Source organism: Salininema proteolyticum (genome assembly GCF_042685645.1).
In the GTDB taxonomy this organism is placed as follows: Bacteria; Actinomycetota; Actinomycetes; order Mycobacteriales; family Micromonosporaceae; genus Salininema; species Salininema proteolyticum.
Genome location: NZ_JBHUNX010000001.1, coordinates 4496625 through 4510998, shown reverse-complemented (window position 1 = coordinate 4510998; position 14374 = coordinate 4496625). Strand labels below are relative to the sequence as shown.

At 69.1% G+C, this 14374-nt stretch carries 13 protein-coding genes; 9 read left to right on the top strand and 4 right to left on the bottom strand.

Annotated features, from left to right (window positions below; translation table 11 throughout):
* Nucleotides 1–76: 76 nt before the first annotated feature.
* Nucleotides 77–802: a glycosyltransferase family 2 protein gene (locus ACFTE1_RS20985; protein WP_380617744.1), complete on the bottom strand. Its 726-nt coding sequence runs from the start codon at nt 800–802 to the stop codon at nt 77–79.
* A 195-nt stretch (nt 803–997) separates the two neighbouring features.
* On the opposite strand from ACFTE1_RS20985, the gene ACFTE1_RS20980 reads away from it, so the two are divergent.
* The 6 genes from ACFTE1_RS20980 to pstB all read left to right on the top strand — a co-directional run bounded on the left by ACFTE1_RS20980 (nt 998) and on the right by pstB (nt 8001).
* Nucleotides 998–3106, top strand: a complete 2109-nt coding sequence (locus ACFTE1_RS20980) for a hypothetical protein (protein ID WP_380617745.1) — start codon at nt 998–1000, stop codon at nt 3104–3106.
* Between the two features lie 129 nt (nt 3107–3235).
* Nucleotides 3236–3814: a dCTP deaminase gene (gene dcd, locus ACFTE1_RS20975; protein ID WP_380617746.1), complete on the top strand. Its 579-nt coding sequence runs from the start codon at nt 3236–3238 to the stop codon at nt 3812–3814.
* Between the two features lie 62 nt (nt 3815–3876).
* The gene (locus tag ACFTE1_RS20970) at nt 3877–4671 is read left to right on the top strand and encodes a mechanosensitive ion channel family protein (protein ID WP_380617747.1); all 795 of its coding nucleotides are present in this window, start codon (nt 3877–3879) and stop codon (nt 4669–4671) included.
* A 354-nt stretch (nt 4672–5025) separates the two neighbouring features.
* Nucleotides 5026–5265 (top strand): hypothetical protein, encoded by a 240-nt coding sequence (locus ACFTE1_RS20965; protein WP_380617748.1) that lies wholly within the window; start codon nt 5026–5028, stop codon nt 5263–5265.
* Nucleotides 5266–5818: 553 nt separating this feature from the next.
* Nucleotides 5819–6700, top strand: a complete 882-nt coding sequence (locus ACFTE1_RS20960) for a DUF6042 family protein (RefSeq protein ID WP_380617749.1) — start codon at nt 5819–5821, stop codon at nt 6698–6700.
* A gap of 437 nt (nt 6701–7137) precedes the next feature.
* Nucleotides 7138–8001 carry a phosphate ABC transporter ATP-binding protein PstB gene (gene pstB / locus ACFTE1_RS20955; protein ID WP_380617750.1) on the top strand — a complete coding sequence of 288 codons (864 nt, stop codon included), beginning with the start codon at nt 7138–7140 and terminating at the stop codon, nt 7999–8001.
* Nucleotides 8002–8091: 90 nt separating this feature from the next.
* Here pstB and ACFTE1_RS20950 read toward each other — a convergent pair whose 3' ends face one another.
* Nucleotides 8092–9537 (bottom strand): aldehyde dehydrogenase family protein, encoded by a 1446-nt coding sequence (locus ACFTE1_RS20950; protein WP_380617751.1) that lies wholly within the window; start codon nt 9535–9537, stop codon nt 8092–8094.
* Nucleotides 9538–9790: 253 nt separating this feature from the next.
* On the opposite strand from ACFTE1_RS20950, the gene ACFTE1_RS20945 reads away from it, so the two are divergent.
* Nucleotides 9791–10462 (top strand): hypothetical protein, encoded by a 672-nt coding sequence (locus ACFTE1_RS20945; protein WP_380617752.1) that lies wholly within the window; start codon nt 9791–9793, stop codon nt 10460–10462.
* A gap of 191 nt (nt 10463–10653) precedes the next feature.
* Here the strand turns inward: ACFTE1_RS20945 and ACFTE1_RS20940 are convergent, their stop codons facing one another.
* A complete protein-coding gene (locus tag ACFTE1_RS20940) occupies nt 10654–10941 on the bottom strand; it encodes a DUF3073 domain-containing protein (protein WP_380617753.1) in 288 nt (95 codons plus the stop codon).
* A gap of 267 nt (nt 10942–11208) precedes the next feature.
* Nucleotides 11209–12288 carry a Glu/Leu/Phe/Val dehydrogenase dimerization domain-containing protein gene (locus ACFTE1_RS20935; protein WP_380617754.1) on the bottom strand — a complete coding sequence of 360 codons (1080 nt, stop codon included), beginning with the start codon at nt 12286–12288 and terminating at the stop codon, nt 11209–11211.
* Between the two features lie 288 nt (nt 12289–12576).
* Between ACFTE1_RS20935 and ACFTE1_RS20930 the strand changes: the two genes are divergently transcribed.
* A complete protein-coding gene (locus ACFTE1_RS20930) occupies nt 12577–13404 on the top strand; it encodes a hypothetical protein (RefSeq protein ID WP_380617755.1) in 828 nt (275 codons plus the stop codon).
* Nucleotides 13405–13561: 157 nt separating this feature from the next.
* Nucleotides 13562–13807: a BldC family transcriptional regulator gene (locus tag ACFTE1_RS20925; RefSeq protein ID WP_380617756.1), complete on the top strand. Its 246-nt coding sequence runs from the start codon at nt 13562–13564 to the stop codon at nt 13805–13807.
* Nucleotides 13808–14374: the final 567 nt, after the last annotated feature.

The following is a 14374-nucleotide window of genomic DNA, read 5'->3' as shown; positions in this document are numbered from 1 at the left end:
GCGGTCGGCCCCGCTTCCCCGTACATGTCACATCCTCGTAATTTCGCGGGCGCGACTTTTTCGACAATTCGCGCTATTAGCGAACTGACGTGCGATGACGGCGGGAGGAGGGGACCTTCCGGCGCACCCGCTCGCGCCCCAGGATCCACAGGGCCCCCACCCCGTCGCGCCAGGAGATCTTCTTCCCCTCCTCGCGCGTGCGGGCCTTGTACGAGATGGGCACCTCGAAGGGGCGGACCCCGGACTTGAGGATCTTCGCCGTCAGCTCCGCCTCCATGCCGAAGCCCCGGCTGGTGACCTTCAGGTCCAGGTACATCCGGCGAGGCAGCAGCTTATAGCACGTCTCCAGGTCCGAGATGTAGGTGTTGTACAGGACGTTCGCGGCCAGGGTGATGCCCCGGTTGCCCATCACGTACCAGAAGGAGTAGGCCGAGTGGGAGCCGAACGAACGGGATCCGTAGACCACCTCGGCCTTCCCGTCCAGCACAGGGCGCAGCAGCTTGGGCAGGTCGGAGGCCTCGTACTCGAGGTCGGCGTCGTAGACGACGATGTACTCGCCCGCCGCGGCGCGCGCCGCGGTCCGGATCGCCGCGCCCTTGCCCCGGTTGCGGTGGTGGCGCAGCAGGCGAACGCGGCCCTCGTCGGCGAACGGCTGCAGGAGCTCCCAGCTGTGGTCCCGCGAACCGTCGTCCACCACCACGATCTCTGTGTCGCAGGGGAACTGCACGGTGACGAGCTCCTTCAGCGCCCGCATGAGGCGGTGCTCCTCGTTGTAGATCGGCACCAAGATCGACAGGTACACGCTCGACTCCCCTGAACGCTGGGCGTATGTAGCTTGATTCACAATCATAACGGCCGACCGGACCGGGGAGAACACCCCACTTGCGCGGCGGTGATCCCGCCGCCCGCCCTCCCCCGCCGACGTTCCCGAGCGGCCCTTGTGCTCTCGCGAGATCACGGTCCCGAAACCCGGCCGCCGGTCCCCTAGAATGAAACCGTGCTGATTCTCCTGTGGCCGATCGCCGCGCTCGTCGTCCTCGCCTGGGCGGTGCGGCCCGACCCGGAAGGGACCGTCACAGCGCCCCTGCGACTGGCCGCCGTCCGAGCCGCCCTCCTCCTCGGCGCCGCCGGCGTCGTCGGCATCGAGGCGCTCTCCGCCTTCGGAGCACTCGGCCGAACCTCGATACTCGTCCTCTGGGGCGTCCTCACCCTCGCCGTCGCCGGCGCGGCCTGGTACCGCCACCGCACCGACCCGCGCCCGCTGGCCTCCCGCACCTGGCGGCGCACCCTCGCCACCGCCACGGCCGCCACCACCGGCCAGTGGACCGTCGGCGCCCTCATCGCCATCCTCGGCGGCAGCGTCCTCCTGCTCGTCCTCACCGGACAGCCCAACAACTTCGACAGCCAGACCTACCACCTCCCCCGCATCGAGCACTGGATCCAGAACGGCGACGTCGACGCCTACCCCACGCGAATCCACCGCCAGGTCGACATCTCCCCCGGCGCCGAGTACCTCCTCACCCACCTCCGCCTGGTCACCGGCGGCGACCAGGCCTACGCCGGGCTGCAGTTCCTCGCCGCCATCGGCTGCCTCACCGCCGCCTCCCGGATCACCGCGCAGCTCGGCGGCGGCATGGTCGCCCAGATCGCCACCGTCTTCCTCCTCTCCACCACCCCCGAAGTCCTCCTCCAGGCCACCTCCACCCAGGTCGACCTCGTCGCCGCCGCATGGGTCGCCTGCCTCGCCACCCTCGTCCTCGACCCGCCGCGGCGCAGACCCGACGGCACCGCCGCGGAGTCCGCGCTCACCGTCCTCTTCCTCGGACTGGCCCTCGGGCTCATCGCCGTCACCAAGAGCTCCGGACTCGCCGCCGCCGCGCCCCTGCTCGTCTGGTGGGGCCTCGCCCGCCTCAAACGCGACGGCGAACCCGGGCCGCCCTGCCCCTGCGACCACGGCGACGAGGAGTGCGGCCGCCCCAAACGGAAGGCCCCCGCCTACGCCCGGACCGTCGGCGCCTCCGCCCTCATCCTCGTCCTGGGCTTCCTGGTCGTCGGGCCCTTCCTCGGCCGCATGCAGACCACCTTCGGCAACCCCCTCGGCCCGCCGGCCCTCACCGAGTCCGTCGGCACCACCACCGCCGACCCCCGCCTGCTGAGCGTCAACCTCCTCAAGATCGCCCACACCGCCTACCAGGCGCCGTTCCCCCCGCTCACCGACGCCGGCACCCGGGCTGTCGAGGCCTACGCCGGCCTCCTGGGCGCCGACGTCGACGACCCCGCCATCACCTTCGGCGACACCGAGTTCCCCACCGTCTCCTGGTACCCCGACGAGGACAAGGCCGCCTTCCCCCTGCTCGGCATCGCGGCCCTCGCCGGATTCCTCTACTGCCTCCGCAGACCCCCCGACGGCCTCCCCCGCCCGGACGCGTCCCGGCGCGTCTACGCCGTCGTCGTCGCCCTCGCCGTGGTCGGCTTCTGCGCCACCGTCGCCTGGCAGCCGTGGATCAACCGGCTCCTCCTCTTCCTCGTCGTGCTCGCCGCCCCCCTCGGCGGACTGGCCGCGGCCGCCTTCATAGAGCGGACCAAGGCCATCCGGAGCCGCTCCATGGGCAGATCCGTCGCCTCCTGGACCCTCATCGCCGTGTTCGCCGGACTCGCCTCGCTCGCCGGCGTCCTCACCACCACCTACGGCTTCCCCCACCGCATCGCCGGCACCGGGTCGGTATTCGCCACCACCGAGGCCGAACAGCGCTTCCTCCGCCGCGCCGCCTGGAGGGAGCTGTACGAGGACGCCTCCGACGAGGTCGCCGCCCGCCTCAACACCGACGGCGGCGGCGACGTCGGCCTCGTCCAGGGCAACGACTCGTGGGAGTACCCCTGGTGGTACCTCCTCCGCGAACGGCTCGACCACCCCGGAGACCTGATGATCCACCCGCTACAGTCGAAAATAGACGGGACCCCGGTCACCGTGGCGGCGAAGGACATGGACGCCATCGTCTGCGCCGAGGCCATGAAGGAGTGCGAGGACTACGTCCCCGACGACTGGGAACTGCACCGCAGCGGCATCGTCGCCTACGCCCTCCCTTCCGACGCCCCGCCCCGGTAGGCGCCCGGACCGGGCCGGCACGCGGGGAGGAACGACGCCTCCGGGACGACCCGACCGAGCCCGCGCGGCCTGGACGCCCCGGGAACTACGTGCTCGGCCACAGCACCGCCGTCGGGTAGAGTTGGCGGCGTGTTGCTGAGTGATCGTGATATTGCGGACGCCGTCAAGAACGGACAGCTGGGCCTGGAGCCCTTCGAGGAGGAGCTCGTCCAGCCCTCCTCCATCGACGTGCGCCTCGACCGCCGTTTCCGCGTCTTCAACAACCAGAAGTACACCCACATCGACCCCGCCCGCCGCCAGGACGACCTCACCACCGAGGTCTCCGTCGCCGACGACGAGCCCTTCGTCCTCCACCCCGGCGAGTTCGTCCTCGCCTCCACCGTCGAGGTCGTCTCCCTCTCCGACTCCCTGGCCGCGCGCCTCGAGGGCAAGTCCTCCCTCGGCCGCCTAGGCCTCCTCACCCACTCCACCGCCGGGTTCATCGACCCCGGCTTCTCCGGGCACGTCACGCTGGAGCTGTCCAACGTCGCCAACCTTCCCATGACGCTCTGGCCAGGCATGAAGATCGGACAACTCTGCGTCTTCCAGCTCAGCTCCCCCACCGAACGCCCCTACGGCTCGGGCGCCACCGGATCGCGCTACTGGGGACAGCGGGGCCCCACCCCGTCCAAGTCCTGGCAGAACTGGAAGACGTGGCCGGTCGACTAGGTTTTCCTCTGAAATGACGTGATTCGGACCAAAGGAGACAGTAGTTGTCCTAGTCTCCCGGTATGAACATTAGTCAAAGCTTCCAGAACATGCTCGACGACGTCGTCGCGTTCCTGCCCAAGGCGCTGGCCTTCCTGGCGATCCTCATCGTCGGTTGGTTCATCGCCAAATGGATCGGCAAAGGCGTCGGCAAGCTCCTGAACAAACTGCACCTCGACTCCGCTGCGGAGAAATCGGGGCTGCGCCGCTTCACCGGCAAGTACGAGGTCTCCCAACTACTGGGCATGCTCGTCTACTTCGCCCTGGTCCTGGTCGTCCTGCAGCTGTCCTTCAGCGTCTTCGGGAACAACCCGGTCTCCACGCTGCTGAACCGCTTCGTCGGATGGCTGCCCATGCTGTTCGTCGCGGTTGTAATTACAGTCGTGGCGTTCGCCGTGGCCAACGCGGTCGGCGAACTGGTCTCCGGCACTCTCAGCCACACCACCTACGGCAACCTCCTCGGACGCATCATCCAGGGCGTCATCATCGTCGTCGGCGTCTTCGCCGCCCTCGGGCAGGCGCAGATCGCCACCTCGGTCACCGAGCCGCTCCTGTGGACCGCGCTCGCGATCATCGCCGGCGTCGCCATCGTCGGACTCGGCGGCGGCCTCATCGCCCCGATGCGCCAGCGTTGGGAGACGGTCCTGCGCACCACTGAGCGCACCGTCCGCAACGACATCGGCAAGACGGAGTCCGCCTCCTCCAGCACCGAGCAGATGGGGCGCACCTACTCCTCCTCCCGCCACGAGGGGGCCGACGTGCAGACTCCGGAGACCACCGCCCAGGAAGAGCACCACATGCCCGAGAACAGGCAGTAGCGGCTCTGCCCGAAGGGCCGACGGCACAAGAGAATACTGGATAGCGCCAGAGCGGACGGGGACCGAAGTGCCCCGTCCGCTCCGCTGTGCGCGCCCCGCCGCCCTCCCGATCCGAGACCCCGCAAACTCGAACGCGATATTCGACAATCGAGCCCGGACTCCCCGGCGTGTCGGCTTCGCTTTCCCCACGGCCTCCTCTACCGTGTACCCGGAGTTCCCACCGGGAACCACACCTCCCCGCCATCCCACCTCACCGGCAACACCGGCAGTACCCGCGCGCCCGCGAACCGCGTACCCGCCCGACACCGGTAGCGCGGCACAGCAGCATTCAAACGACAGACCCGAGGAACCGATATGCACTTGATGTCCGACACCGCCGAACTCCCGACCGTCGACTTCGACACCACCGGCCGGGGGGCTCCCGTGGAGCGCCCGATTCCCGCCGAGTGCCGCTCATGGCTCGTGATCAACCCCGCCGACCAGCTGGTCGAGGTGGGGCGACTGCTCCAGCAGCGGAGCCGCCTGCGCGAGTACGACGTGGAGCGCGAGCCCGTCCTCCCCACCCCGCCCTCGCTCATCACCATGCTGGTCTGAGCGCGGCGCCGACCGATACCGGGTTCCGTGTCCGGGAGCAGTGCCAGGTCCTGTTCCCGGTCCACGGGACCGGGACCCGTTCCGGTTCCGGCGCGACGGCGCTGCTCCCCGTCCCGACTCGCGGACTCGAGTCCGGGCGCCGTTCCCGGGACCGGACCTCGCGGTCATCGCCTGAGCCCTGTCTTCCTCCGCCGTTCACCGGCCCTACGCCGAAACGCGCCACCCGGACCCGCTCGCCGAGTCCGGCAGGGCCTCCACCGCGGGCGTCCGTCGCCCCATCCGGGACCGCCGGGACCGCCAGGACCGCCAGGACCGCCAGGACCGCCCCGATAGGCCGTACCCTCCGCCGGCGACAGCGCCTCGGACCACCGCGTTCCGGGCGACTCCCGACACTGGGACGCGGGGCCCTCCCACGGCGCGGGCGGGCCGGCCGAGACGCGCCGGAACGGCACCTCCATAGGGCCCCCTTCCTGCGGACGGACAGGTCCGACGAGTCTCATAGCGACGCCCGGTGGCCCTATGGCGCAACAGAGCGTGCTGCTAGGGTCATTGGGTGGAAGCATTTGACTCGTTCGACGGCGAAACACCGGAAGAGCCCCTGCTGGCCCCCATGCACCCGGGTTGGGTCCGCTGGCTGCCGTGCAGCATCGAGCTCTTCCGCGTCGTCCCCCACCTCGACCCGTTCCCCGCGGGCTGGTGGGACGCAGTCCAGAGCCTCGACGACATGGAACGCCCCGAGACCCAGACCGATCTCTGGTCCCAGCCGGTCTGGTGCGACCCGGGCGACATCGAGGAGTGGATCTCCACCAGCCAGCAGGACTTCGCGCACCTCGATCCCGACCTGGTCGAACAGCAGGTCCGCGACGCCTACGAGCACTCCATGCAGCTGCGCTCCGAGCGCATCCAGCGCCTGGCCGACATGTGCGCGCGCATGGAGGTCCCGGTCCCGCACACCCGCCGCGACCTGCTGGAGTTCCTCATCGCCATCGGCCTCTACCGCCGCATCGAGGGTCCGCGCTCCGACGAGAACTGGGTCGTCCCGCAGCTGTACATCAACCCGCTGGACATCCTGCCGCTGAACGGCGACGAGAGCATCGACGAGGCCACCGAGCAGCGCGAGGACTACGAGGAACTGTGCGTGATCGCCCTGCGCAAACTGGGCGGCATCGAGTTCGGCCAGGACACGACGGGCGACTACACGCTGCCGAGCGACTCGGAGCGCGTGCGCGTCTCGATAGACCAGATCGCGGAGCACGCCGAGATCCCCACGCCCGTGGTGCGCGGAGTGCTCATGGAGCTGCAGGAGGACGGCCACGTCAAGACCGGTGCCGAGCTCAAGAGCGTGCCGTTCACACAGGAGGTCGACTACACGGTCGCCTCCGCGCTCCTGCTGGACTACCCGAACGACTGGCTGGCTCCGCCCGAGCACCGCTGACTGGACGCGGCGGACCTACATGGGTTGAAGGCCGTCGAACGGACGAGGCGGACCGGCACGGGTCGAAGGCAGCCGAATAAACGAGGCAGACCACTGCGGCCCCATTTCAGGAGAGGCGCCTCCCCCGATCCGCCGTCGCCGCCCCCTGCCCGCGCTGTCCCTCCCAGCCCGCGACGCACGGATAACGCCTACCGCCGAGTCCGCCAACCCCCGACCGCCGATCCGACCGGTCGCCATCCGGACATCGGCTCCCGCCGGGCCTCGGCACTGCGATGAACTGGGTAAACGCCGACCAATTCGCGGGAAGTGCCCGAAACCGCAGAGGAACCCGGGGATTGTTCACTCCTCGTTCACCTTCATGTCCGCCGCGCGCCACCTCGGAACGATGGAATGAACGGGCAAGCAGGAATGATCCGAGTTCAATTCAGGAGTTCGACTTGAACACCACGCCAGTCACCAGCGGCACCGCCGCTCCGGCGGCGGGGCAGCAGGCCCCGGCGGTCGGATCCGTCGCCGCCACCGCCCCCGACACCATCGCTCAGCTGTCCGACGTCAGCATCTACTACGGCAGCAACCACGCCGTCCGCGACGTCGCGATGCCCATCGCCGAGAACCAGATCACCGCCATGATCGGACCCTCCGGCTGCGGCAAGTCCACGGTCCTGCGGTCCATCAACCGCATGAACGACCTCATCCCCGGCGCCCGCGTCACCGGCTCGATCACCTTCGCCGGACAGGACATCTACAGCCCCCAGGTCGACCCGATCGCGGTCCGCCGCCACATCGGCATGGTCTTCCAGAAGGCCAACCCGTTCCCCAAGTCGATCTTCGACAACGTGGCCTACGGCCTGCGCGTCAACAAGATGACCGACGGACTCCAGGACCGCGTCGAGCAGGCGCTGCGCGGAGCGGCCCTGTGGGACGAGGTCAAGGACAACCTCAAGAAGAGCGCCCTGGCCCTCTCCGGCGGCCAGCAGCAGCGCCTCTGCATCGCCCGCGCCATCGCCGTCCAGCCGCAGGTGCTGCTCATGGACGAGCCGTGCTCCGCGCTCGACCCGATCGCGACGGCCAAGATCGAAGAGCTCATGAACGAGCTGGTCAACGACTACACGATCGTAATCGTCACGCACAACATGCAGCAGGCCGCCCGCGTCTCGCACTCGACGGCGTTCTTCAGCGCCGAGCTCGACGACGCCGGCGACCGCTTCGGCCACCTGGTCGAGTTCAGCGACACGAACAAGCTGTTCTCCAACCCGGCCGACTCCCGCACCGCCGACTACATCAGCGGCCGCTTCGGCTAGCCGGACCCGTCGGCCGGACCGCCGGTTCGGCCGGGACCCGAGCGCCGGAGGCCCGGCGCGAACACCGGGACCGACTGCTCCCGAGAATCATCAGAACACGTCGGGGAGGACGAGGACGCGCTCGTACGTGTAGTCCTCGATGGCACTGTGGACGCCCTCCCTGCCCACACCCGAGTTCTTGACCCCGCCGTAGGGCATCTGGTCAGCTCGGAAGGACGGCACGTCGCCCACGACGACGCCGCCCACCTCAAGCTCGCGGTGCGCACGCATCGCGACGGCGAGGCTGTCGGTGAACACACCTGCCTGCAAACCGAACTTCGATTCGTTGATCGCCGACAGCCCCGCCTCCACATCGTCGACCTCCTCGACGACCAGGACCGGACCGAAGATCTCCTCGGCGACCACCTTCGACTTCTTCGGCACGCGCGTGAGCACCGTCGGGGCCATGTCCGCCCCGTCCGGCACGCCTCCGCCGGCCAGAACCTCGGCGCCCTCCGCCACGGCCTCCTCGACCCAGGCGTGCACCCGCTGCGCCGACTGCACGTTGATCAGCGGCCCGACCTGCGTGGCGGGGTCGAACGGGTCGCCGCCCTTGAGCCCCTGGACCTTCTCCACGAGGGCCGAGGTGAACTCGTCGAAGATCTTGGACTCCGCATAGACCCGCTGCACGGAGATGCACGACTGCCCGGCCTGGTAGTTGCCGAACGTGGCGATGCGGTCGACCGCCCAGTCCAGGCGGGAGTAGTCCGCGCAGACCAGGGCCGCGGCGTTGCCCCCGAGCTCCAGGGTCACATGCTTCCCCGGGACGGCCTGCTGGATGTCGTACCCGACCGGGACCGAGCCGGTGAAGGAGACGACCGGCAGGCGCGGGTCGGAGACCATGCGCTTGGTCAACTCGACCGAGGCCGGCAGGACCGACACGGACTCGTGCGGAAGCTTGGTCTCGGAGAGGAAGGACGCCAGCTGGAGCGCGGACAAGGGCGTGGCCGGAGCGGGCTTGACGATGACGGGACAGCCGGCGGCCAACGCCGGGGCCACCTTGTGGGCGACGAGGTTCAGCGGGAAGTTGAACGGCGTGATCCCGAGGACCGGACCGCGCGCGATGCGCCGGGTGAAGGCCATGCGCCCCGCCCCGGCGGGATCGGTGTCGAGCCGCTGCGTCGTCCCTGAGAGCCGGCGGACCTCCTCGGCCGCCCACCGGAAGGTGGAGGCGGCCCGGGAAACCTCGACCCGGGACCACATGATCGGCTTCCCGGACTCGGCGGTGATGAGCTCGGCGAGAGTCTCCGACTCCTCTTCAATGCGGCGCCGGACGTACTCAAGTGCCGCGCTCCGCTCCAGCGCGGAGGTGGCGGCCAGGTCGGGGGCGACGGCCACGGCGGCCCGGACGGCCGTCTCCACCTGGCCGGGGGTGGCCCACGAGGTGGCGCCCACGGGGGACCCGTTCCAGGGGTGTGTGACGGTGAACTCGTCCTCCCCGTGCTGGGGGCGTCCTCCCACCCAGATGGGAGCGACCGGTCTTTGGCGTAGCGGCATAGCCTTTACTGTACGGGCTCACGGCTTCCGCCCGCATGAGCACGCCTCTACCGGATAGCGGCGGAGACGGGGCGCGGGGAGCCGGGAGATGCCTGCGTCAGGCGTTAACGGCAGGAACAAATATCACTGTTTAATACGAATTTGCGAAATGGTCGGTCCCCGCCACGGAACCCCAGCTCGGGAAAGCATTCATCGCTCACGTAAAAGCCAACCTGACGGCGGACCGGTAGCGCGGACAGGGCATCATAGGACCATGAGTGATCAACAAGCAGGCGGGGGCTACCCGCAGCAGCCCGGCGGGTACCCCGGGCAGCCCTACTCCGGCCCGCAGCAGGGCTACGGCGGTCCGCAGCAGCCCGCACCCTACGCCCAGAAGCCCCCGTCGTCCTTCAGCCTGGACAAGCTGGGATTCCCGGGCATGCCCGGCATCCTCGCCCTGGCGGGAATCGGCGTCTACTTCCTCAGCGGCATCATGTACGCGCTGAGCGACTTCCCGCAGCAGATCAGCCTCGGCGGCATCCTCGGCGGAGGTTTCCTCACCCTGGTCATCCTCGCGGGACTCAGCTTCTACGTAACGAAGTTCCAGCCGCTGTGGAGGCTCGGCGCCATCGCCATCACGGCCGTCCAGTTCTCGCAGTTCCTGTACCTGCTCCTGGCCGACGAGGGAGCCGACCCGGACGCCACCCTGATCATCGGCGGCCTCCTGACCTTCACGGCGTTCGCCCTGCTCGCCGCCGCCGCGGTCCTCGCCCCTGAGGGCGGAGCCACCGCCGCTCCGGCCGCACCCGCCGCACCCGCCGCGCCGGCCGCTCCGCAGGCCCCGCAGCAGCAGTTCTCGCAGCCCTCGGGCGCGCAGCCGACCCAGCAGGTCCCGCCGCAGCAGCAACAGCAGCAGTGGCAGGGCCAGCCCGGCCAGCAGCAGTAGCGCACCGCGCACACGAAAAAGCGGTCCGCCTCCGTCCCCTCTCGGGGAAGGTGAGGCGGACCGCTTCTCTCGGTCTAGAGCTCTGACGAGCGCCCGGACTGAGGTCTAAAGCCTCCGGAACGCACGACGAACGCCGCGTTGAGGTGAAACCTGCGAGCACGCACAGGTGGGAAGAAGAGTGCCACAGGGTGTCATGGCACGGCGTCACAGTCGCGCGACCGCCTGGGAGGGCTTAAGGCCTTGCGTCCCGGCGGGAGCCAGTCGTCTTCGCGAATGTCCTCGTCTTCGTCTGCGTCGTTGTACCGCTCTGCATAGGAGGCATACGGGTCTCTCTCCTCGTGCTCCTGCACCGGCTGGTCCGGCTCACTGCCGTTACTGCTCAGCTCGCGCTCAAGCGCTCGCAGATCAGTGTTGGGTGAGTGGTACTTCAGCTTACGGGCAACCTTCGTCTGCTTAGCCTTTTGCCGGCCGCGCCCCATCTGGCTCGACCCCCTCGCACAGAAATCATCGGGAAAGCCTCGCGGCTTCCCGGAACGCTTGCAATCTCTTCGTGGCTCCTACGGTACATGCTCCCGGCGTCAGTGTGCATCCCACCCCGGTGCTTTCGTTACCGAAATCCCGCCCCAGTGGGACATAATATGCCTTATCTCACGTACCGGGTCGGAGCCGTCTACCACTTCCGACGCGCGGGCCCCGCCGCCAGGCGAGAGGCGCCCGGACCCGCGCCGCCGTAAAGGCAGAGGCCTTCAGTAGATGCGGATGCGCTGAAGGCGCCCGACCGCGTCCATCCGCTCCTCGGCGAGCGCGTCGGCGGCGGCGACCGTGGTCACCTTCTCCGACTCGGCGCGGTCGAGAATGGAGAGCGCGGTGTCGTACAGCCCGGAGACGCGGCGCTTGGCGCGCGCGAAGTCGAACGGGCCGTAGTACTCGTCGCCGACCTGGACGACGCCGCCGGAGTTGACGAGGTAGTCCGGGCAGTAGAGGATGTCCGCCTCGGTGAGGCGCTCGGCCGCGGACAGGTCCTCGAGCTGGTTGTTGGCCGCACCGCAGATGATGTCCGTCTTGAGGGTGCCGACCGTCCTCTCGTTGACCACGCCGCCGAGGGCGCAGGGCGCGTAGACGTGGAGTCCCTGTGCCATGAGCGATTCGTTGTCCTCGACCCACGTGACGGACGGGGCGTGCTCCTCGGCCCACTTCCGAGCGGCGGGGTTGATGTCGGTGGCGAGGACCTCGGCGCCGGCCTCGAGGAGGTGCCCGACGAGGTGCCGCCCGACCTTGCCGACGCCGGAGACGCCGACGCGCTTGCCGGCGAGGTCGTCGCTGCCGTAACGGTGCTTGGCGGCGGCGCGCATGGAGGTGAAGACGCCGAAGGCCGTCAGGACGCTGGAGTCCCCCGCGCCGCCGTGGTCTTCGCTCCGGCCGGTCACGTAGTCGCACTCGCGGGCGACGACGTCCATGTCCCGGACGTAGGTTCCCACGTCGCAGGCGGTGACGTAGCGGCCGTGGAGGGACTGGACGAAGCGGCCGTAGGCGCGCAGCAGGGCTTCGGACTTGTCCTTGACCGGGTCTCCCCAGATGACCGCCTTGCCGCCGCCGAGGTCCAGCCCGGCGAGGGCGTTCTTATAGGACATTCCCTCCGAGAGGCGCAGGGCGTCGCGGAGCGCGTCCTCCTCTTTCTCGTAGGGGAAGAACCGCGTGCCGCCGAGTCCGGGGCCGAGGGCGGTGGAGTGGATCGCGACGATGGCGCGGAGTCCGGATTCGGGGTCGTGGAAGAACACGACTTCCTCGTGCGCGCGCCCGCTGGTGCGGGGGTCGAATATTCCCATGGTTATGAGCTCCGTTGCTGTACTGGATTCTGTTGGACCAGTGATCGTTGTCTGCCCGTCTCCGTGGTGGGAGACTCCGGGGACGCATGGTGGCGTCCTATGAACTCAGTTTAGGCCTCCGGTCCGCGGGTGTCGCCCCTTGTCCCGGGAGTCGAGAGCGGGCGGGTCGGCCCGCCGGGCGAGGCCCGGGAGTTACCGTCGGGTAGACGTGTTGGGAGCGGTTCCGCGAGCGAGGACGGCACGCGCGCAATGCTTGTCCGTACCGGTCGGTTGTGGAAACATGGTCCTGTGTTCACACCGGTAGCCAGCTATTTCCGCGTCTACGAGCCCCTGCGCGCCTTCGACGACGCCGACTTCTGGCGCGAGTACGCCGAATCCGGCGAGGACGTTCCGACGTGGGAGGGCCCCGCGGTCATCCGCGAGCTGCTCTACTCGCGCATCGGCTGGCCGTGGAGGGAGCTTCCGGATTTCCCCCGTGAGGCGTACCTTCACCACGACCCGGAGACGCTGGTGTGCCCGTGGAACCTCAAGTACCGCATGGCGCACGTGGCCGTGGAGCTCGCGGCCATGCTCCCCGGCGCGCTCGGCGAGCGGCTCTTCCCGAGCGAGTTCACCTCCACCGCGACCGACGCCATCGCCGCCGACATCGGCCTGGACCGACACCAGCCGCCCTCCGACGTCCACGAGCGCATCGCCATCTGGACCGTGCCCCTGCGCTGGCTCGTCGCCGTGAAGCCCTCCGAGCGGGTGGTGTCGGTCGGTCCCGACGCGCGGTACCTCCTCTACCGGACGTCGATCTCCGCGGCGCGGGAGCGGATCCGGACGGTTCTGGCCGCGGCCGAGGACAACGACTGGGACGAGGAGGAGATGACCATGGCCCTCCGGCACACCCTGGAGTGGCTCAGCGGCTTCCACCGCGACTCCATGGTGGAGCTGGACTTCGGCGGGGTCACGACCCTGTGGAGCGACGAGGAGGTGCTCACCGACGACTCGGTCGAGCAGGCCTGGTCGGCGCGGCGGCGGATCGCTGCGGGGGAGATGGAGGCGGCTTTCAAGGGCCTGGAGCGCCTCCAGTTCCGGCTCAAGGAGATCCGGTGGCGGGAACGGCTCAATTAGATCCGAAGGGACCAGAGCGGGTCCTGACCGGACGAGCCCGCCCTGACCGTTAGGAGGATATTTCCGCCCGTTCTCCCTATGTCGGACATGCCGGACATCGGGGACCATCGAGGAGGAATATCGATCGGACTGCCGAGTGGGCATCGAGGAGATAATCGTGACGGCCAAGACATCTGCTCCCGCTGCAACGGAGACCCAGAACCTGCTGCTCCCCTCGGAAGTGGCCGCGCTCTTCCGGGTCGACCCCAAGACGGTCACCCGCTGGGCCAATTCCGGCCGAATCTCGGCCATCCGCACTCTCGGCGGGCACCGCCGCTTTCTCGAGAGCGAGATCATGGAGATCCTCGAGGGAGGCGAGAGGGGCCCCGGCGCCGCCATCCCCGGTCAACGACGCGGCGACTGAGGACACGAGTCCGATTCGGGACGGGCCTTCGCGGTGCGGGCTTCCAGGGGTTCGCGCCCGACCGGGGCCCGGGTTCCTAGCGCACGGCGGGAGGCCGGCGAGGACGACGTCCGCGACGGCCCTGCCCGCAGGATCCTATAGGAAGGGGCCTGTGGGAAAGGGCAGTGCGGGAACGGGTCCCGTAGGACGGGCCTTCGCCGGAAGGCGCCGTGCCGGCGGCGGTCCCGCGGACCGCGACTCCCCACACCGTTGTCGCGTCCGCTCATAAAGCTTTATCCACAACCATGTTCGGGGCGCGGTGCCCTCTTCCACGGGAGGCACTGCGCCCTCCTTCACGTCTGAAAGCGTTCGGATGCATCCGGCATCCGGCATCCGGCATCCGGCATCCGGCATCCGGCATCCGGCATCCGGCATCCGGCATCCGGCATCCGGCATCCGGCATCCGGCATCCGGCATCCGGCAAAGAATTCTCGCCTCCCGCTCCACCCGCTCCACCCGCTCCACCCGCTCCACCCGCTCCACCCGCTCTCTACTGTGGATTAAACGACCCCGGGCGAGATCGGCGGC